This window comes from Patulibacter minatonensis DSM 18081, assembly GCF_000519325.1.
In the GTDB taxonomy this organism is placed as follows: Bacteria; Actinomycetota; Thermoleophilia; order Solirubrobacterales; family Solirubrobacteraceae; genus Patulibacter; species Patulibacter minatonensis.
The window spans coordinates 668935-687243 of the sequence record NZ_KI912613.1 but is presented as its reverse complement, the minus strand read 5'-3'; the positions used below and the strand labels follow the sequence as shown (position 1 = coordinate 687243).

18 protein-coding genes are annotated in these 18309 nt (G+C 75.0%); 10 read left to right on the top strand and 8 right to left on the bottom strand.

The features are described 5' to 3' along the window. Positions 1–4 precede the first annotated feature (4 nt). From PATMI_RS0103255 to PATMI_RS0103235, 5 genes are all read left to right on the top strand, one after another. A complete protein-coding gene (locus tag PATMI_RS0103255) occupies positions 5–1489 on the top strand; it encodes an aldehyde dehydrogenase family protein (protein ID WP_036725168.1) in 1485 nt (494 codons plus the stop codon). Positions 1490–1559: 70 nt separating this feature from the next. Next, positions 1560–2255 (top strand): GntR family transcriptional regulator, encoded by a 696-nt coding sequence (locus tag PATMI_RS0103250; RefSeq protein ID WP_051470993.1) that lies wholly within the window; start codon positions 1560–1562, stop codon positions 2253–2255. Next, positions 2252–2992, top strand: a complete 741-nt coding sequence (locus PATMI_RS0103245; protein WP_026909830.1) for an SDR family NAD(P)-dependent oxidoreductase — start codon at positions 2252–2254, stop codon at positions 2990–2992. The genes PATMI_RS0103250 and PATMI_RS0103245 overlap by 4 nt, the downstream gene beginning before the upstream one ends. A gap of 38 nt (positions 2993–3030) precedes the next feature. Continuing rightward, positions 3031–3801, top strand: a complete 771-nt coding sequence (locus PATMI_RS0103240) for an SDR family NAD(P)-dependent oxidoreductase (RefSeq protein ID WP_026909829.1) — start codon at positions 3031–3033, stop codon at positions 3799–3801. Beyond that, positions 3798–4829 carry an LLM class flavin-dependent oxidoreductase gene (locus tag PATMI_RS0103235; RefSeq protein WP_026909828.1) on the top strand — a complete coding sequence of 344 codons (1032 nt, stop codon included), beginning with the start codon at positions 3798–3800 and terminating at the stop codon, positions 4827–4829. Before PATMI_RS0103240 ends, PATMI_RS0103235 begins: the two co-directional genes overlap by 4 nt. A 71-nt stretch (positions 4830–4900) precedes the next feature. Here PATMI_RS0103235 and PATMI_RS0103230 read toward each other — a convergent pair whose 3' ends face one another. Beyond that, positions 4901–5326 carry a RidA family protein gene (locus PATMI_RS0103230; RefSeq protein WP_051470992.1) on the bottom strand — a complete coding sequence of 142 codons (426 nt, stop codon included), beginning with the start codon at positions 5324–5326 and terminating at the stop codon, positions 4901–4903. A 182-nt stretch (positions 5327–5508) separates the two neighbouring features. On the opposite strand from PATMI_RS0103230, the gene PATMI_RS0103225 reads away from it, so the two are divergent. Beyond that, positions 5509–6429, top strand: a complete 921-nt coding sequence (locus PATMI_RS0103225) for an NADP-dependent oxidoreductase (RefSeq protein WP_026909826.1) — start codon at positions 5509–5511, stop codon at positions 6427–6429. A 42-nt stretch (positions 6430–6471) separates the two neighbouring features. On the opposite strand, the gene PATMI_RS0103220 is transcribed toward PATMI_RS0103225, so the two are convergent. Next, the gene (locus tag PATMI_RS0103220) at positions 6472–7209 is read right to left on the bottom strand and encodes a hypothetical protein (RefSeq protein WP_026909825.1); all 738 of its coding nucleotides are present in this window, start codon (positions 7207–7209) and stop codon (positions 6472–6474) included. Between the two features lie 260 nt (positions 7210–7469). On the opposite strand from PATMI_RS0103220, the gene PATMI_RS33785 reads away from it, so the two are divergent. Next, positions 7470–9056, top strand: a complete 1587-nt coding sequence (locus PATMI_RS33785) for a calcium-binding protein (RefSeq protein WP_084269585.1) — start codon at positions 7470–7472, stop codon at positions 9054–9056. A gap of 115 nt (positions 9057–9171) precedes the next feature. On the opposite strand, the gene PATMI_RS0103210 is transcribed toward PATMI_RS33785, so the two are convergent. Continuing rightward, positions 9172–10395 (bottom strand): hypothetical protein, encoded by a 1224-nt coding sequence (locus PATMI_RS0103210; RefSeq protein ID WP_026909824.1) that lies wholly within the window; start codon positions 10393–10395, stop codon positions 9172–9174. A gap of 232 nt (positions 10396–10627) precedes the next feature. Between PATMI_RS0103210 and PATMI_RS0103205 the strand changes: the two genes are divergently transcribed. Further along, positions 10628–11683: a phosphotransferase family protein gene (locus tag PATMI_RS0103205; RefSeq protein WP_051470990.1), complete on the top strand. Its 1056-nt coding sequence runs from the start codon at positions 10628–10630 to the stop codon at positions 11681–11683. Here PATMI_RS0103205 and PATMI_RS37175 read toward each other — a convergent pair. Further along, entirely contained in the window at positions 11680–12504 is an 825-nt protein-coding gene (locus tag PATMI_RS37175) for an ABC transporter permease (RefSeq protein WP_051470989.1), read from the bottom strand. The two genes, PATMI_RS0103205 and PATMI_RS37175, sit on opposite strands and share 4 nt — an antisense overlap. Further along, positions 12501–13148 (bottom strand): ABC transporter ATP-binding protein, encoded by a 648-nt coding sequence (locus PATMI_RS0103195; RefSeq protein WP_051470988.1) that lies wholly within the window; start codon positions 13146–13148, stop codon positions 12501–12503. The genes PATMI_RS37175 and PATMI_RS0103195 overlap by 4 nt, the downstream gene beginning before the upstream one ends. Positions 13149–13248: 100 nt before the next feature. Between PATMI_RS0103195 and PATMI_RS0103190 the strand changes: the two genes are divergently transcribed. Then, the gene (locus PATMI_RS0103190; RefSeq protein ID WP_026909821.1) at positions 13249–14085 is read left to right on the top strand and encodes a Clp protease N-terminal domain-containing protein; all 837 of its coding nucleotides are present in this window, start codon (positions 13249–13251) and stop codon (positions 14083–14085) included. A gap of 124 nt (positions 14086–14209) precedes the next feature. After that, entirely contained in the window at positions 14210–15364 is a 1155-nt protein-coding gene (locus PATMI_RS0103185) for an acyl-CoA dehydrogenase family protein (RefSeq protein WP_026909820.1), read from the top strand. Between the two features lie 12 nt (positions 15365–15376). Here PATMI_RS0103185 and PATMI_RS27015 read toward each other — a convergent pair whose 3' ends face one another. The 3 genes from PATMI_RS27015 to PATMI_RS0103170 all read right to left on the bottom strand — a co-directional run bounded on the left by PATMI_RS27015 (position 15377) and on the right by PATMI_RS0103170 (position 18116). Continuing rightward, the gene (locus PATMI_RS27015; protein ID WP_211241687.1) at positions 15377–16237 is read right to left on the bottom strand and encodes a vWA domain-containing protein; all 861 of its coding nucleotides are present in this window, start codon (positions 16235–16237) and stop codon (positions 15377–15379) included. A gap of 122 nt (positions 16238–16359) precedes the next feature. Further along, positions 16360–17289, bottom strand: coding sequence for an AAA family ATPase (locus PATMI_RS27010; protein ID WP_051470987.1), 930 nt, complete (start codon positions 17287–17289; stop codon positions 16360–16362). After that, the gene (locus PATMI_RS0103170) at positions 17286–18116 is read right to left on the bottom strand and encodes a mycofactocin-coupled SDR family oxidoreductase (protein ID WP_026909819.1); all 831 of its coding nucleotides are present in this window, start codon (positions 18114–18116) and stop codon (positions 17286–17288) included. The genes PATMI_RS27010 and PATMI_RS0103170 overlap by 4 nt, the downstream gene beginning before the upstream one ends. Between the last annotated feature and the right edge of the window lie 193 nt (positions 18117–18309).

Below are 18309 nucleotides of genomic sequence, written 5' to 3'. Positions count from 1 at the left end.
CACCATGAGCACCCCCGTCGTCTCCTCCCACCCCGACGCCCCGGCGATCGGCGACACCCGCCTCCTCATCGACGGCGAGCGCGTCGACGCCGCCGAGGGCGCGACGTTCGACATCTACAACCCGTCGACCGGCGCCGTCCTGGCGCAGGTCGCCGAGGGGCGCAAGGAGGACATCGACCGCGCCGTCAAGGCCGCGAAGCGCGCCTTCGAGTGGGGGCCGTGGCACGACATGAAGCCGGCGGAGCGCGCGAAGGCGATCTGGCGGCTCGGCGACCTGCTGCTCGAGCACGACGCCGAGCTCGGCGGCCTCGAGACGCTCGACAACGGCAAGCCGTTCCTGCAGGCCAAGGGCGGCGACGTCGTGGCCGCGGCCGGCCTCTTCCACTACATGTCGGGGTGGGCGACGAAGATCGAGGGCTCGACGATCCCGATCTCGTTCCCGGGCCGCTTCCACACGTACACCCGGCGCGAGGCGCTCGGCGTCGTCGGTCTGATCGTGCCGTGGAACTTCCCGCTGACGATCGCCGCCTGGAAGTGCGCGCCGGCGCTCGCCGCCGGCAACACGATCGTCCTGAAGCCGTCCGAGGTCACGCCGCTGACCGCCCTGCGGCTCGGCGAGCTCGCGCTCGAGGCCGGCATCCCGCCCGGCGTCCTGAACGTCGTCCCGGGCCTCGGCGCGGACGCCGGCGCCGCGCTCACCGAGCACCCCGACGTCGCCAAGGTGTCGTTCACTGGCTCGACCGCCACGGGCCGCGCGATCGTGCGCGGTGCCGTCGGCAACCTGAAGAAGGTCACGCTGGAGCTCGGCGGCAAGGCGCCGAACATCATCATGGCCGACGCCGACGTCGAGGCCGCGATCGCCGGCTCCTCGGACGGCGTCTTCTACAACCAGGGCGAGGCGTGCGCCGCCGCGTCGCGCCTGTTCGCGCACCGCAGCGTCTACGACCGGGTCGTCGAGGGCATCTCGAAGGCCGCAGAGGCGATCAAGGTCGGCGACGGCTTCGACCCCGAGTCGTTCATCGGCCCGCTGGTCAGCAAGGCGCACCACGAGAAGGTCGCGGGCTACCTCGACCTGGGCCGCGAGCAGGGCACGGTCGCCGCGGGCGGCACGTACTCGAGCGAGGGCGGGTGGTTCGTCAAGCCGACGGTCCTGACCGACATGGGCGACGAGTCGAAGGTCGTGCAGGAGGAGATCTTCGGGCCGGTCGTGAACGTCCTGCCGTTCGACGACACGGACGAGGTCATCCGCCGCGCGAACGCCACGCCCTACGGCCTGACCGCCGGCGTCTGGACCGAGAACGTCGGCACCGCGCACCGCATAGCCGAGGCCCTGCAGGCGGGCACGGTGTGGGTCAACTGCTACGGCGTCTTCGACGCCGCGATGCCGTACGGCGGCTTCAAGGAGTCCGGCTGGGGCCGGGAGATGGGCGGCGTCGTGCTCGACGACTACACCGAGACGAAGACCGTCTGCATCAAGGTCGGCGACTGACCGACCCGGCCATGTCCGACACCACGAAGCGCCGGCGGGCCCGCAGGCCCGTCCGGTCGCCCGCGGGCGCATGAGCTCCCGCACGCCCACGGGCCCGGACGCGATCGACCGCGTCGGCCACACGCTGAGCGACAAGGTCGAGGCCGCGCTCCGCACGCAGATCATCAGCGGCGAGCGCGTCCCGGGGTCGCGCCTGAACGAGGTCGAGATCGCGGCCGAGCTCGCGGTCAGCCGCGGGCCGGTGCGCGAGGCGATGCAGCGCCTGGCGCGCGACGGCCTCGTGCGGCTCGAGTCGCACCGCGGCGCGTTCGTCCGGTCGCTCGACGCCGGCGAGGTGCGGGCCCTCTTCGAGGTCCGCGTCGCGCTGGAGTGCCGGGCCGCCGCGCTCGCCGCCGAGCGGGCCGGGACCGACGAGGTCGCGACGCTGCGGGCGCTGCTCGTGGACTCGCGCGGCGTCGTCGAGGCCGAGGTGGTCCCGCACTACCCGGAGCGCCTGGACCTCCACGAGCAGATCGTGCTCTGCAGCCGCAACGCCGCGCTGCAGCGCTACCTCCAGCTCGTCAACCAGGAGCTGAAGCTCGTGCGCGCCCGGTCCGGCTTCCAGGCCGTCCGCGCGCCGCAGGCCCTGGACGAGCACGAGCGGGTCGTCGAGGCCATCGCGGCCCGCGACCCCCACGCCGCAGCGGCGGCGATGACCATCCACATGGAGTCGGCCCTCCAGAGCACCCTGGGCCTGCTCCGCGACGTCGAGGAGACGGACCGATGAAGTTCGAGGACAAGATCGTGGTCGTGACCGGCGCGGGGTCGGGCATCGGCCGCGCGTGCGTCGAGCGCTTCCGCGCCGAGGGCGCCTCCGTCGAGGCGTGGGACCGCGACGCCGGAGCGCCGTCCGAGGACGAGGGCGTCGTCCGGCGCCAGGTCGACGTGTCGTCCGCGGAGGCCGTGGGCGAGGCCGCCGCGGCCGCGGGCAACCGCTGGGGCGGTGTGGACGTGCTGGTCAACTGCGCCGGCGTCATCACCCCGAACCTCCCCGCCCAGGACGTCGACCCCGGCGACTACCAGCGGAACTTCGACGTGAACCTGATGGGCGTCGTCCACACGACGCGCGAGCTGCACGACATGCTCGCCGAGCGCTCCGGCGCGATCGTCAACGTCGCGTCGCAGGCGGCGCTCGTCTGCCTGCCGCACCAGTCGGCGTACTCGGCGATCAAGGGCGCGGTCGCCGCGCTCACCCGCTCGCTCGCGATCGACTGGGCTGCCGAAGGCGTGCGGGTCAACGCGGTCTGCCCGGGCTTCACCCGCACGCCGATGGCGACGGGCCAGATGACCCCGGAGCTCGAGGCCGCCGTGTCGCGCCGCGTGCCGCTGGGCCGGATCTTCGAGCCGGAGGAGATCGCCGCGTCGATCGCGTTCCTCGCCTCGGGCGACGCGTCGGCGATCACCGGCGTGGTGCTGCCGGTCGACGGCGGCTGGACGGCGGGCGAGCCCGCCCTGCCGATGTGAGCCGCGGGTCCACGGAACGTCGTCGAGGAGGAGCACGCATGAGTGGTCGGTTCGCAGGGAAGGTCGCGCTCGTCACGGGCGCGGGGTCGGGGATCGGGGCCGCGGTCGCCGAGCGGCTGGCCGACGAGGGGGCGTTCGTCGTCCTCGTCGGGCGTCGCGGGCTCGCGCTGGAGGAGACCGCGGTGCGGCTCGGGGGCCACGCCGCGGTGCTGCCGCTGGACGTCGCCTCCAGCGGGGACGTCGCCGCGCGGATCCCGGAGGCGCTGGCCGCGCACGGCACGCCGGACGTCGTCGTCCACGCCGCCGGGCAGACGGTCCTCGGCGCGCTCCACGACCTGAGCGACGAGGACTGGGACCGGCAGATGGACGTCAACCTGCGCAGCATCCACCTGCTGACGCGCGCGACGTGGCCGGCGATGGTGGAGCACGGCGGCGGCTCGGTGGTGACGGTCGCCTCGACCGCGTCGCACGCCGCGTTCCCGCAGGACGCCGCGTACGTGGCGTCCAAGGGCGCGGTCCTCGCGCTGACCAAGGCGATGGCGCTCGACGGCGCCGCCGACGGGATCCGCGTCAACGCGGTCTGCCCCGGGTACATCGACACGCCGAACCTGCGCGGCTACTTCGACGGGCAGGACGACCCCGCGGCCGCCGCCGCGTCGGCCGGGGCCGCCGCCCCGCTGGGGCGCATGGGGCGGCCGGACGAGATCGCCGCCGCGATCGCCTTCCTCGCGTCCGACGATGCCTCGTTCGTCACGGGCGCGTCGCTGCTCGTCGACGGTGGCGTGCTCGCGCAGGTACCGGTCGGATGAGCGCCCCGGACTTCTCGATCGGCCTGCACCCCGACCGCCCGATCGGCGAGGTCGCCGACCTCGCCGTCGAGGCCGAGCGCCTCGGCTTCCCGGGCGTCTGGGTCGCCGACTCGCAGAGCCTGTTCCGCGACGTCTACGCCGCGCTGACGCTCGTCGCCGACCGCACGTCGACGATCCGCCTGGGCACCGGCGTGACGAACCCCGTCACCCGGCACCCGACGGTGATCGCCGGTGCGATCGGCTCGATCGCCGAGCACGCCGCCGGCCGCGAGGTCCGGCTCGGGATCGGCACCGGCGAGACCGCCGTCGAGTCGATCGGCCGCAAGCGCGCGACGATCCGGCGGATGGAGGAGACGGCGCGCGTGATCCGCGCGCTGCACGCCGGGGAGACCGTGACGTACGAGGACGCCGAACTGCGGCTCGACTGGCCGTCGCCGCCCGTGCCGGTGGTCTTCGCGTCGAGCGGACCGAGGTCGCTGACGGCCGCCGGCCGCTCCGCCGACGGGGTCTACCTGAAGCTCGGGATCCATCCCGGGGTGCTGCGCTACGCGCTCGGCTGCGTCGCCGCCGGCCGGGCCGAGCGGGGCTTCGGCCTCGACGGCTTCCACGTGCAGGCCATGCTGCCCGTCGCGGTCGACGAGGACGCCGCGAAGGCCCGGGACGAGGTCCGCGGGTTCGCGGCCGCGATCGCCCGCGCCGCCGTCCGGGCGATCCCCGCGGAGGACCTGCCCGAGGAGCTGGGGGCGACGATCGCCGAGCTCGAGCGCGTGTCGTCGGAGGCCCGCGCGCGCCAGAGCTACGTCGAGTGGCTGCACAGCCCCGAGTACGCGCAGCTGATCCCGGACGTGATCGTCGAGCACTTCGCGATCGCCGGGACCGCGGAGGACGTCGCCACGCGGATCGCCGCGCTGGGCGACCACGGGATCACCGAGGTGATCGCACCGCTGACGATGCCCGACCCGTGGCCGACGCTGCGCGCGATCGGCGAAGGGGTCCTGCCGCGGCTGCGGACGGTCGCGGCGGCGTGAGCGCCGGCGCCGCGGGATGCGCCGTCCGGCCCCGGCGTGCGGACCGGGGACCTGCCGCAGATCCCGGCCCGTCAGCCGACGAGCGTCCCGCCGGCCAGCGCGATCGCCTCGATCTCGAGCAGCAGCTCGGGGCGGGCGAGGGCGCGGACCTCGACGATCGTGTCCGCGGGCCACGGCTCCGTGAAGTGCCGGGCCCGGAGCGCGACGATCTCCGGGAAGCGCGCCATGTCGGTGAGGTAGATCGTCACCTTCACGACCTGCTCGAGGCCCGACCCCGCGGCCTCCAGCACCCGCCGCAGGTTCGCGAAGACCTGCGCCGCCTGCGCGTCGAAGTCCCCGGCGCCGACCGTGTTCCCGTGCTCGTCGAGCGCGGCCTGCCCGGAGACGATCACGAGGTCGCCGATCCGGAAGCCCGGCGAGTAGTGCGCCGCGGCCGTCGGGTCCGGGTCCAGGCGGATGCGCCGCGCGACCGGCCCGCTCCCGTCGGCAGCGGTCATGCGGCGGGCGTTCGGACGGGCTCCATGGTGCGTCCTTCGCCGGGGCGCCCGCCGGTCCTCGCGCGGGGAGCCGGGCGGTCGGGCACCGGACCGTCCCCGTCGTCCCGCACCCGGTCGTCCGCGGCACCGCGCGTCGCGTCCCCCGGCCCCCGTCCGTCGCACCCCGCCCCGAGGAGCCTCCGATGAGCACCGTCGTCGTGTCCGAGCCCGGCGGTCCCGAGGTCCTGCACCTCGTCGACCGCCCCGACCCCGAGCCGGCGGCCGGGCAGGCGGTCGTCCGCATGCAGGCCGCGGCGGTCAACCCGATCGACCTGGCGGCCCGCACCGGCTGGCACCCGCCGGGATTCGACATCCGGGACCCGCCGTACGTCCCGGGCTGGGATCTCGCCGGCGAGGTCGTCGCGGTCGGTCCGGACGTCGAGGGGATCGCCCCCGGCGACCCGATCGTCGCGATGCTCCCGTGGCACGCGGCCGGTGGGCGGTACGGCGCCTACGCCGACCTCGTCCTCGTCGAGGCGTCGTGGCTCGTCCGCCGTCCCGACGGCCTCGACCCGGTCGCCGCGGCGACGGTGCCGCTGAACGCGCTGACGGCGCACCAGGCGCTCGCGATGCTGGGCGTGCCCACGGGCGGGGACCTGCTCGTGACCGGCGCGTCCGGCGCGGTCGGTGGCTTCGCCGTCCAGCTCGCGCACGCCGCGGGTGTGCGCGTCACCGCGACGGCGAGCGCCGGGGACGAGGCGTGGGTCCGTGACCTGGGCGCCGAGGTCGTCCTGGGACCGGAGGAGGCGCTCGGCGACGCCGGGCCGTTCCGCCACGTCCTCGACGCGGTGCCGCTCGGCGATCCGGTGCGGGCGGCCGTCGCGGCGGGCGGCACGATCGTCGAGACCGGTGGGTCGCCCGCGCCGCCCGACGACGCGCCCTTCAGCCAGCGGATGGTCCTCGTCGGCGTCGACCGGCCGGTCCTCGCCGAGCTCGTGGGTGCCCTGGCCTCCGGTGCCCTGCGCACCCGCGTCGCCGGGACGCTCCCGCTGGCCGAGGCCGCCGAGGCGCACCGCCGGGCGGCGACGCGCGGCCGCCGGGGCAAGATCGTGCTCGTGCCCTGAGGCCGCGGGCGGGTCGGCCCCCGGGCGGGCGGTCGCGGCCGCTCAGCCCTCGCAGGCGCGGCCGTCGCCGTCCGGGTCGTGCGCCGGATCGGAGCCCGGGGCGACCCGGAACGCGTGGCCGATCGCCGCGCAGGAGAGACCCAGGTACTCGTTCGGGGAGACGACCTGGGTGGCGTCGGGCGCCCGCGGGGTCGTGCGCCGGAGCGCGGCGCGTGCCGCACCGACCGCCGCCCGCGTCTCCGCCGTGCTGCCCTGCGCGTCGGCGCGCTCGGCGTCGGCCACCGCGTCCTCGGCGCGACCGTCGGCGGTCGCCTCGCGGGCCAGCGCCAGCAGCCGGGCCTGTCGGAGCCGGACGGCCACGGCGCCCGACGCCCGGACGGTACGGGCCCGGCAGAGGCCGGGCGCGACCCAGGCGACGGACGCGTAGGACGTGACGGTCCGGCGCCGCGCGAGGGCCACGGCGCGGTCGACGGCGGCGGTCGCGGCGGTCCGGCAGGCGGCCCGGCGTCGGGCGCGGTCCGCGGGATCCGCCGTGCCGTCGGGGCGGAGCGCCACGGTGTCGACCGTCCGCCGGTCGCGGGGCACGTCGCAGGTCCCGCCCGCGCGGCCGGAGCCCGTCACGCGGCCTCCAAGTGCGGCGCACACCGCGGTCAGGCGGCTCCCGGCGTCGGGACCGTCGTCGCGGGTCAGGGCGAACGCCGCGCCCGCGACGACGAGCACGAGCGCGACCACCGCGACCACGACGGCCGGACGCGTGCGGGGCGCGGGGGCGGAGGGCACCGCGGGCACGGTAGCGGCCGGGCCGACGCGGCGGCGCCCAGGGACCGCGGTCGCGGGCGTGCGGCGACGGCGCCGACCGGACGTTCGGGGGACCGCAGAGGCCCGCCGTCGGAGCCCGAACCTAGGTCGTACGTACGAGTCCGGTGAACGGATGCGTGCTCGGTCGGGGGTTTCCGCTTTTCGGCGTATGCTGCTCGGGCCAGAACCCTTCGCCGGACCGCCGTTCACGGGGGATCCGCGCAACCCCCGAGGTGGTATCGATGAGCAGCACCCGCATCCGCGGTCCATTGGCGCTCGGTCTCGCGACCGCGGCGGCGACCCTCGCGATGAGCTCCGGCGCCCAGGCCGCCGAGGCTCCGAGCTTCCAGTGCCGCGCCAGCGCGCTGGCGGCCTCGATCTCCGAGCAGCCGTACGTCGAGCCGCTCGTGGCCAACGGCGTCAAGGGCTCCGTGCCCGGCCGGACGTTCGACAAGGCCGCGTGCAGCAACGACGAGCAGGGCGCCGGCGACACGACGAACTCCGTCGGGCTGCAGGGCCTCGCAGGCCTGACCGCCGCGAAGGTCAAGACGACGCTCGTCCCCGAGACCGGCTCGTCGAAGGCGCAGACCGCGACGGCCACGACGCAGATCACCGACCTCGACGTGCGGCTCGGCTCGACGCCCAGCAAGCTGCTGCAGGTCGGCGCGGTCCAGGCGTCCGCCACGGCGAAGTGCGTGAACGGCAAGGCCGAGTTCACCGGCACCTCGCAGGTCACCGACGTGAAGCTCCTCGGCATGCCGATCCCGCTGGACGGCCTGCTCTCCGGGCTGCAGCAGCTGCTCGACAGCTCCGGCCTCTCGGCGGTCGTGAAGATCACGGCGCTGAACCAGGTGACGAAGACGGCCGACGGCGTCGTCGTCACCCCGCTGCGGGTCCAGGTCCTCTCCGGCGCCGGGTCGCCCGGCGGCGTGCTCGACCTGACGATCGGCGAGACGAAGGTCGCCCAGCGCGGCAACGCGTGCAACCCGCCTGCTGACGACGGCGGCGGCGAAGGTGGCCCCGCGACGGTCTGCCCGGTCGGCTCGGTCGCGGTCGGGACGTCGCCCGCGGTCTGCCAGATCCCCGGGACCGACCGCTATGGCACGATCATCATCGGTGCGCTCGGCACCGACCAGGTTCCGACCGGTGGCCGCGTCGTGCCGCTCCCGGAGGCCCGCCGCCTGGCGGCCGCCGGCCAGATCCCGAAGTCGCTCTGCCTGTCGAGCCCGGGCCTGAACTACGTGGTCCTCGGTGACTCGAAGGCCAACACGATCTACGGCACGAAGTTCCGCGACCGGCTGATCAGCCTCGGCGGCGCCGACAAGGTCCACGGCCGCAACGCGGGTGATTGCGTCGACGGTGGCAGCGGCAACGACCGCCTGTACGGCGACTCCGGCAACGACCGCCTGTACGGCTCGACCGGCAACGACCGGATCTACGCCGACCGCGGCAACGACCGGCTCTACGGGCAGGCCGGCAACGACCTGCTGCGCGGCAACGACGGCGCCGACCGGCTCTCGGGCGCGGCCGGCAACGACCGCCTGTACGGCAACGACGGTCGCGACACCGTCGACGGTGGCGCGGGCCGCGATCGGCTCTCCGGCGGGTTCAACACGAACCGGATCATCGGGGGCACCGGCCGCGCGCTCGTCGTCAACGGCAAGCCGCAGCCCGGCGCAAAGGCGCGGTCCGTCATCGACCTGCGCAAGGCGACCGCCCCGTCGGTCGTGAAGTGCGGCTCGCGCCGGGACGTCGTCCGCGTCACCCGCAAGTACGCGGCGCGCAACCGGTACTCGTCGAACTGCACGACGATCCGCGTCTCGCGCTGAGCGGACCGGACGGGCGCGGTAGCGCCCCGGGAACGACGACGACCCCGCTCAGGCGGGGTCGTGGTCGTTCAGGGGCGGGGACGGACGCGCGGTCCGTCCCCGGTGCGGCGGACGTTCAGGAGATCGGCTTCGCGTTCGGGGCGACGTTGATCGTGAACGGCTGCGACGCGCCGGCCTGGTTCACCGCGCCGCCCGGGATCGACACCCGGAAGACCTTGGTGCCGGAGTCCGGGACGCGCTTCTGCAGCGAGAACGTCGAGCCCGCGCCGATCTTGCCGACGGCGACGGCGTTCCAGGACTTGCCGTTCGGGCTCTGACGCTCCAGCACGATGCTGCGGCCGGTCTTGTCCGGCGACACCGAGCCGCTGAACGTCAGGGTCGCTCCGGCGGTCACCGAGGTCTGGTCGACGGACGCGGTGACGACGCTGCGGACGCCCTCGAAGAGGATCGCGCTGGACTTCCCGAGGCCGCGCACCTGGTAGAAGGTGTTCGCGATCGGGGCCTGGCCGGCGAACGCGTAGGCGCCGCTCGCGTCGGTCTGGACCGTGGCGACCGGCTGGAACGCGCGGCCGGCGACCCGGCCGAAGAGCGTGACGGTCGTGGGGGCCTTGACGCCCTGCAGCTTGCCGCTGATCGTCGTCGACTCTCCGACCTTCAGCGGGTTGTTCGTCGTCGCGATCGAGAGCGCCTTCGTCTGGCGGCCGCTGACGTCGTAGCTCAGGGTCTCCGAGCTGCTGGCGATGTTGCGGCGGTCGCCGGCGAAGTGGACGCGGAGGTTCGCGTCGCCCGGGGTACCGAAGGCGTGGGTGATCCGGTAGCCGCCGCCGCGACCGATGCGGTCGCTGTCGATGGTCTTCCACCGCTCGGAGGTGCCCGTGCCGACCTGGCGCTGCAGCAGCGCGGTGTCGCCGGCGTGGTTCGGGGCGACGACGCCCTTGAAGACGTAGCGCTCCTTCGTCAGCAGGTGCAGCGTCGAAGGCCCGGTGACGCTGATGCTCGCCGAGACCTTGTGGTTGACGACCCGGGAGCGCTCGCCGCCCGCGTTGACGTACCAGTTGCGGTTCGACGTGACGACGCCGGCCTTGCGGGTGAACTGATACTGCCCCGCCGCGTTGGCGGTGGTGCGCTGGATCACCGAGAAGCGCTTCGCCGGGTTGACGCGGTGGAACAGGACGACCTTCGCACCCGGCTTCGCGTTGCCGTAGATCACGACGGCGTCGCCGCTGGTCGTCGTCTCGGGCGCCGCGTTGATCGTCGGCGCGGCGGCCATCGCGCCGGCCGGCAGGAGGGCCAGGGCGGCGACGGAGAACGCGGCGGACTTCGTGAGGGTGCGGGGCATGGCGGTGGTCCTTGTGGGAGACGGGTGGACTGCTCTGCATCCACCATGCGGCCTGGCGGCCCGGCCGTGTGGTGCCTCTCACCCCCCTCTCACCGCGCATGAGGGAACCGTGAGGAGCGTGGTCCGGCCGGGGACGTGGACGGCGTCCTCCGCGGCACCCGACTTGGCCGATCGCACAAGCCGGGCGGATCTCCGACCGTCCTGGTGCGGGCGGGCGCGGAATCATCGCCGCATGGACCTGACGCACCCCACCGGCACCGCGGTGGCCCCCGACCCCCTGCCGGGGATCGACGTGGCGGCGATCGAGTCGTGGTGGGGGGCGAACGTCCGTGCCGACGCCGGCCCGCTGCAGTACCACCTGATCGCGGGCGGCCGGTCGAACCTGACCTACCGCGTCCGCGACGCACACGGGCGCGACGCGGTCCTGCGCCGCCCACCCGCCGGCGCCGTGCTCCAGACCGCCCACGACGTCGTCCGGGAGGCCCGCATCGTCGGCGCGCTCGCGGGCAGCGGCGTCCCGGTGCCGGAGGTCCTCGGGGTCTGCGAGTCGCCGGACGTCACCGGCGCGCCGTTCTACGTCATGGACCTCGTCGACGGGGTCGTCCTCCACGACGAGGCGACGATGCGCGGCACGTTCGCCGAGGCGGACCGCGGGCACGTCGCGGAGAGCATCGTCGACGGGCTGGTGCGTCTGCACGCGCTCGACATCGACGAGAGCGGGCTGGGCGACCTCGGCCGCCGCGAGGGCTACGTCGAGCGGCAGCTCCGCCGCTGGGACCGCCAGTGGCGGGCGTCGCGCCTGCGCGAGGTCCCGCTCGTCGACGAGGTGCACGACCGCCTCGCCGCGAGGATCCCCGCGCAGCAGCGCGCGTCGATCGTCCACGGCGACTACCGCCTGGGGAACGTCGTCGTCGGGCCCGCCGGCGACCTGCGGGCGGTCCTCGACTGGGAGCTCTGCACGCTCGGCGACCCGCTGGCGGACCTCGGCTACACGCTCGCGTGGTGGGTCACCGCCGACGACGCGCAGGCGCACCCGGTCGGGTCGGGACCCACGAGCGCGCCGGGGGTGCCGGACCGCCGCCAGGTCCTCGACCGCTACGCGGCGCGCACGGGCTTCGACGTCTCGGACATCGGCTTCCACGTCGCGCTCGCGTACTGGAAGACGGCCTGCATCATGGAGGGCGTCCGCGAGCGCGACCTGCGGATGCGGCCCGAGGAGGCACCGCCGCTGGAGCAGGTCCCGGAGCTCGCCGAGCGCGCGCTGGCGGCGCTGGAGGGCGAGCTCTAGCCGGACGGGCCGCCGCGGCGCCGCCACGGGAACGGCCACGGCCGGCGATCGCCGGTCTCGTCCGGAGCGGGGTCGGGCAGCACGACCCGCTCGCCCGGGGCGGTCAGGCGCGCGACGATCGCCGTGGAGATCAGGAGCGCCGCGAGCAGCTCGACGGCGAGCAGCGCCAGGAGCACCACGAGCTGGGTGCGCGCCGCGGTCGCGGGACTCGCCCCGCCGAGGACGAGGCCGACGAACGTCCCCGGCAGCGTCACGAGCCCGACGCTGCGGGTCTGGTCGATCGCCGGGACGAGGCCCGTGACCATCGCGCCGCGCACGACGGGACGCACCGCCGTGCGGACGTCGTCCCCGAGCGACAGCCGCGTCTCGACCGCGTCGAACTGCTCCCGCAGCCCCTCGAGGAGCCGGCGCCCGGTCAGCGTCGTGGCGGCCATCGCGCCGCCGATCAGGATCCCGACCGTCGGGATGATCGCCCGCGGGGTGGTGTCGAACGCGCCCACGAGCAGCAGGAGCCCCGTCGCCGACAGCGCGGGCACGCCGATCGCGACGGCCGCGTGACGCCGCGAGCCCGCGACGGCCCGCAGCCGGCCCCCGGAGGTGAGGGCCGCGGCGAGCACCATCGCCGCGACGAACAGGACCGCGAGCGCGGGGACCCGGAAGATCGCGGCGATCAGCGCCCCGACGACCGCGAGCTGCAGCAGCGCGCGGGCGGCGGCCCACACGATCTCCCGCTCGAGGCCGAGCCGGAGCCGCCGGGCGAGCAGCGCGGCGAACCCCGCGAAGGCGACGGCCGCGAGGACCTGGACGACGGCCTGGCTCACGAGGGCACCGGCAGGCCGTCGAGGCCCACCACGCGGTCGGCGACCGCACGCGCGAACGGCACGTCGTGGATCGCCAGGCAGACGGCGAGGCCCTCGGCGGCGAGCGACCGGAGGGTCGCCCCGACCTGGCGGGCGACGTCGGCGTCCAGCGCCGCGGTCGGCTCGTCGAGCACGAGGGCGGCCGGCCGGCGCACGACGGCGCGGGCCAGCGCGACCCGTGCGCGCTCCCCGCCCGAGAGCTCCTGGGCGGAGCGCGCCGCGAACGTGTCGTCGAGACCCGCCGCCGTCAGCGCCGCGGCCGCGGCGTCGTCCGTCAGCGGCGACCGCAGGCCGTAGGCGAGGTTGTCGCGCACGCTGCCGTCGAGCATCACGGGTGCCTGCCCGACGAGTCCGACGCGGTGGCGCAGCTCCCGTGGCGGCAGCTCCCGGACGTCCACGCCGTCGAGGGTGATCGTCCCGCGGTCGGGCTCGAGCAGGCGGTTCAGGCACCGCAGGAGCGTGCTCTTGCCGGCGCCCGACGGGGCGATCAGCGCCGTCACCGCGCCGGGCGGGACGGCGAGCGTCGCGCCACGGAGGACGTCGCGACCGCCGCGGGCGAGCCACACGTCGGTGGCGATCAGGCCCCGTGGTCCGTCGCCGGTCACGGGACGATCGTAGGTGAGCCGTCCGCGCCGTCGCGATTCCCAGTCGATTCCCAGGACACTCTTCATCGATTCTCAGGCGCGCGCGGGAAGCTGGCCGACCATGATCCGCTCCTTCAAGAAGAAGACCGCCGCGATGGCGACGGTCGCCGTCCTCGCGGTCGCCGGCGGCGCCTACGCCGCGACCGCCGGCTCGGGGTCGCCCACGCCGCTGAGCACCGACACGTTCGGCAAGGTCTCCGAGGCCGCGCTGGCGAAGGTCCCGGGCGGCTCGCTCGTCGGGGTGCAGAGCCGGCCCGACGGCACGTTCGAGGCCCGGGTGCGCAAGGCCGACGGCACCGAGGTCGGCGTCACGCTCGACAAGGACTTCAAGGTCACCGACACGCACGAGGGCGGCCCGGGCCGTGGCTTCGGCGGTCGCGGCCACGGTGGACCCGGCGGCCCGGGACGCGGCGTCGACGGCGCCGCGCTGGCCAAGGCGCTGGGCGTGACCGAGGCGAAGCTGCAGGCGGCGTTCGAGAAGGTCCGGCCGGCGAAGGGCGACCACGCCAAGGAGCTGGCGGCGACGATCGCGAAGGCCCTCGGGGTCGACGCGGCCGACGTGCAGTCCGTCCTCGACGCGCAGCGCGACGCCCGGCGTGGCCCCGGCCGGGGCGACGACCTCGTCGCGGCGCTGGCGAAGAAGACCGGCAAGTCCGAGGCGGACGTCCGGAAGGCGCTGGAGGGCTCCCGGCCCGATCCCGCCGACCGCGCGAAGGAGCTCACGGCGGCGCTGGCCAAGGAGCTCGGCATCGACGAGGCGAAGGTGACCAAGGCGCTGCAGGACGCCCGGCCGACCGGTCCCGGTGGACCGGGCGGTCGCGGCTTCGGCGGTCCCGGCGGCTTCGGTCCCGGCGGCCCGGGCGGCCCCGGGGGTCCGGGCGGTCCCGGCCGCCCGTAGGGCCGCCGTCGTGGCGACCACCGGGGTGCTCAGCGCCCGGTGGGACGCCGACCCTCGGCCCCGCCCCTCGCGCGTCACCGGATCCGCCCCTCCCGCCGGACCCCCGCGAGTACGGTGAGGGGCGATGAAGCGCACGATCTACGGCGACGAGCACGAGGAGTTCCGGGAATCGTTCCGGCGCTTCCTGGAGCGGGAGATCGCCCCGCACCGCGAGGAGTGGGACACCGCCCGCCTCGTCCCCCACGACGCGTTCCGGGCGGCCGGCGCCGCCGGCTTCCTGGGGATGGCGGTGCCCGAGGAGTACGGCGGCGCCGGCATCGACGACTTCCGCTTCAACGCGGTCCAGGGCGAGGAGATCCAGCGCCTCGGGCTGATGGGCTTCGGGATGGGCCTCGGCCTCCACAACGACCTCTGCCTGCCGTACCTCCTCGAGTACACGACGGAGGAGCAGAAGCAGCGTTGGCTGCCGGGCGTCGTCTCCGGCGACCTGCTGCCGTCGATCGCCATGACCGAGCCCGGCACCGGGTCGGACCTCGCCGGCATCGCCACGAAGGCGCTGAAGGCCGACGACGGCGACTACCGGGTGGACGGCGCCAAGACGTTCATCTCCAGCGGCATCAACACGAACCTCGTGATCGCGGCGGTCAAGACCGACCCGGCCGAGCGTCACCGGGGGCTCAGCCTGCTGATCATCGAGGGCGACACGCCCGGCTTCGAGCGGGGGCGCAAGCTCGACAAGATCGGCCTGCCGGCGCAGGACACCGCCGAGCTGTTCTTCACCGACGCGCGCGTCCCGGCCGAGAACCTGCTCGGCGAGGAGGGCCAGGGCTTCCGCTACCTGTCGGCGAACCTCGCGCAGGAGCGCATGTCGATCGCCGTCCAGGGCGTCGCCGCCGCCGACGCCGCGATCGCCTGGACGGTCGAGCACGTCCGCGAGCGCACGGCGTTCGGCAAGCCGATCGGTGCGCTGCAGAACACGCGCTTCGTGCTCGCCGAGCTCCGGACCGAGGTCGACGTCGCCCAGGCGTTCGTGGACCGCTGCGTCGAGGAGCTCTCCGAGGGCACCCTGTCGGCCGAGGACGCCGCGAAGGCGAAGTGGTGGTGCACCGAGATGCAGGGCCGGGTCCTCGACCGCTGCCTCCAGCTGTTCGGCGGCTACGGGTACATGACGGAGTACCCGATCGCCCGGTCGTACCAGGACGCGCGGATCAGCCGGATCTACGGCGGGACGACCGAGATCATGAAGGAGATCATCGGCCGCTCGATGCAGCTCGGCTGAGCGTCCGGCCGCTCAGGCCCGGCCGAGCACGCGGCTCAGGGCCGGGCCGACGTCCCGGTGCGAGCGGACGACGGCCGTCCGCCCGTGCCCCAGACGCGCGATGTCGCGGCCGAGCGGCTCGTCGTGCTCCCCGTCGACCTCGAGCAGGACGTGCAGCTCGCCGAACCGCCGGGCGACCTCCCGCGGGTCCGGCCCGGCGTTGTGCACGGCGTCGGTGAGGAGGACCCCGACCCTCCGGCGCGCCGCCGACCCGCGGAGCACCGCGTCGCCGGTCGCGAGCCCGAACTGCACGTTCGTCAGCCCGCGCGCCGGGACCCGGAGCAGCCGGTCGAGCAGCACGACGGGGGAGGCCCCGCCGCCGAGCGGCTCCAGCACCGCGGCGTCGGACCAGAACCCGACGACCGCGAGCCGGTGGCGCCCGCCCGGGCCACCCAGCGCGCCGGCGAGCGCGGCGACGGTCGCGGCCGCCACACGCACCTTCTCGCCCCGCATCGAGCCCGACACGTCGACCATCAGGACGACGTCGACGCTCGGGCGCAGCGGCTCGCGGACGATCACGTCGGTCTCCTCGGGCACCGGGCGCTCGACCAGGTGCTCGAGCGTCCGGTCGAGGTCGATGTCGTCGGACCGGTAGCGGTACGGGGACGGCGCGGCGCGCCCGCCGCCCGGCACGAGGTCGGCGTCCCGCCAGCCCGCGTGGAGCGCCAGGCCGCGGGAGATCCGGCGGACCATGCGGGCGGCCTCGGGGTCGGGCACGCGGTCGCCGAGGAGCTCCTCGAGCCCGCGCCCGGTCCCGTCCTGCGCGGTGACGAGCCGCCCCTGACCGCCGGCCGGCCCGTCGTCGCCGTCGGGCGGCGGCCCGAGGTCGACCACGATCGGGGTGCCGCCGCCGTGGAGCGTCGGCGGCGCGGTCAGCGTCTTCGGCTTCCGGCGCAGCGGATCGAGCTCGCGCCGCGGACCACCGTCACCGGCCTCGGCGAGCGCGTCGTCGTCGTTCAGGAACGCGCCCGGTCCCTGCCGGGCGGCGGAAAATAGTGGGCCTCCCAGAGGTCCCGGATGACGTCCTCGGGTGTCCGCTCGCTCGCCTCGTCGAGGAAGATCCGGGCCGACAGCGCGAGCATCGCGGCGTCCAGCACGCGGTCGCGCAGCTCGCGGCCGTCGTCCATGGCGGCGAGCTCGACGGCGACGGCGGTCAGGTCGATCGCGCCGCGGACCGACGCCCCGCGGCGCAGCTCCCGGTGCGACCGGCTGGCCCGGGTGATCGCCACGGCGTCCTGGACGAGCCCTGCGTCGGTGCACCCGGTGCGGGCGGCGACGATCGCCTCCTCCTCGGCGGCGTCCTGGAAGCCGACGACGAGCCGGCACCAACGGTCGTAGACGGACTCGGAGATCCGGGCGGTCCCGACGGCGTCGAACGGGTTCATCGACGCCACGACGCGGAACGTCGGCGCGGCCGCGACCGTCCGGAACCGCGGGACGACGACCTCGCGCTCGGCCATCGCGGCCAGCAGGACGTTGATCGTGTCCTCGGGCGCGCGGTTGAACTCCTCGATGTAGAGGAACCCGCCCTGCTCCATCGCCGCGACCAGGGGACCCGGAACGAAGTTCTCGGCGGTGTAGCCCTCCCGCAGGACGCGCGCCGGGTCGTGGTGGCCGACGAGCCGCGAGGCCGTGAGCTCCGCGTTGCCCTCGACGAGCACGAACGGGACGCCCCAGTTCTTCGTGATCGCCCGCAACAGGGTCGACTTGCCCGTGCCGGGTGGGCCCTCCAGCAGGACGTCGCGCCCGGCGGAGACGGCGGCGAGCACGAGGTCGAGCTCGCGACCTCGGCCGACGACCCCCGCGGCGATCGCCGCCCGTCGTGCCGCCCGGTCCGGCAGGGCGCCGTTCCGCGTGTCCGTCCCGCCGGAGGTGGTGCCCGTCATTTCTCGCAGTACCCGAGGTCGACCTTGAGCTGCTGGCCGGTGATGAACTTCGCCTCGTCGGACGCCAGGAACAGCACCGCGTCGGAGATGTCCCGCGGCTGCACCCACGGCTCGGGCAGCAGGTGCGTCGTCCGGAACAGCTCGCCGAAGTCCTCCGGCGTGGGGTGCTCGTTCTCCGGCATGAACATCCCGTACATCGCGCTGTTGTGGATCATGTCGGTGTTCACCGACGAGGGGTGGATCGAGTTGACCCGGATGCGGTGGGGGCCCAGCTCCCCGGCCAGCGCCTTCATCAGCCCGACGACGCCGTGCTTCGCCGCGGTGTAGTGGGCGAGCATCGGGAACCCCTTGATGCCGGCGGTCGAGCTGATCAGGACGATCGAGCCCCCGGCGTCGCGGCCGACCATCCCCGGCGCGGTGGCGCGCACGGTGTTGAACACGCCCGTCAGGTTGATGTCGATCATGTCCTGCCACTGGCGGGCCTCCATGTCGATCACCATGGCGGGACTGAAGATGCCCGCGTTGGCGACGACGATGTCGATCGGGCCCAGCTCGTCGACGCCGCGCTCCACCGCGGCCTGCATCGCGGCGAGGTCGCGGACGTCGGCCGCCGCGGTGACGATCCGGCGGTCCACCGCCTCCACCTGCTCCGCGGTCTCGTCGAGGTCCGCCTGCGTGCCCATCGCGTAGGGCACCGTGTCGACCTGGCCGCAGAGGTCGGTCGCGATCACGTCGGCCCCCTCCTCCGCGAGGCGCAGCGCGTGCGCCCGTCCCTGGCCCCGTGCGGCGCCGGTCACCAGCGCGACCTTGCCCGTCAGTCGTCCCATTGCTCGTCTCCTCCTGGGGGAATGGGGCCGGGTCCGCGGCGTCGGTCGCCGGGTCGGGCGACGGGCGCCGCGCCCGGGCCTCGTCCCGCAACCAGAACAGATCCCCCGACGGCGGCGGGATTTTCTCGACTGGCCGGTTGCTCAGTCGGCCAGACGCGGACGCCGCTCGGCGGCCGGGGGGGGGGGGGGGGGG

Coding starts and splice junctions, on each gene's coding strand:
- PATMI_RS0103255 (WP_036725168.1), top strand. CDS start 5: ATGAGCACCCCCGTCGTCTCCTCCCACCCCGACGCCCCGGCGATCGGC.
- PATMI_RS0103250 (WP_051470993.1), top strand. CDS start 1,560: ATGAGCTCCCGCACGCCCACGGGCCCGGACGCGATCGACCGCGTCGGC.
- PATMI_RS0103245 (WP_026909830.1), top strand. CDS start 2,252: ATGAAGTTCGAGGACAAGATCGTGGTCGTGACCGGCGCGGGGTCGGGC.
- PATMI_RS0103240 (WP_026909829.1), top strand. CDS start 3,031: ATGAGTGGTCGGTTCGCAGGGAAGGTCGCGCTCGTCACGGGCGCGGGG.
- PATMI_RS0103235 (WP_026909828.1), top strand. CDS start 3,798: ATGAGCGCCCCGGACTTCTCGATCGGCCTGCACCCCGACCGCCCGATC.
- PATMI_RS0103230 (WP_051470992.1), bottom strand. CDS start 5,326: ATGACCGCTGCCGACGGGAGCGGGCCGGTCGCGCGGCGCATCCGCCTG.
- PATMI_RS0103225 (WP_026909826.1), top strand. CDS start 5,509: ATGAGCACCGTCGTCGTGTCCGAGCCCGGCGGTCCCGAGGTCCTGCAC.
- PATMI_RS33785 (WP_084269585.1), top strand. CDS start 7,470: ATGAGCAGCACCCGCATCCGCGGTCCATTGGCGCTCGGTCTCGCGACC.
- PATMI_RS0103210 (WP_026909824.1), bottom strand. CDS start 10,395: ATGCCCCGCACCCTCACGAAGTCCGCCGCGTTCTCCGTCGCCGCCCTG.
- PATMI_RS0103205 (WP_051470990.1), top strand. CDS start 10,628: ATGGACCTGACGCACCCCACCGGCACCGCGGTGGCCCCCGACCCCCTG.
- PATMI_RS0103190 (WP_026909821.1), top strand. CDS start 13,249: ATGATCCGCTCCTTCAAGAAGAAGACCGCCGCGATGGCGACGGTCGCC.
- PATMI_RS0103185 (WP_026909820.1), top strand. CDS start 14,210: ATGAAGCGCACGATCTACGGCGACGAGCACGAGGAGTTCCGGGAATCG.
- PATMI_RS27010 (WP_051470987.1), bottom strand. CDS start 17,289: ATGACGGGCACCACCTCCGGCGGGACGGACACGCGGAACGGCGCCCTG.
- PATMI_RS0103170 (WP_026909819.1), bottom strand. CDS start 18,116: ATGGGACGACTGACGGGCAAGGTCGCGCTGGTGACCGGCGCCGCACGG.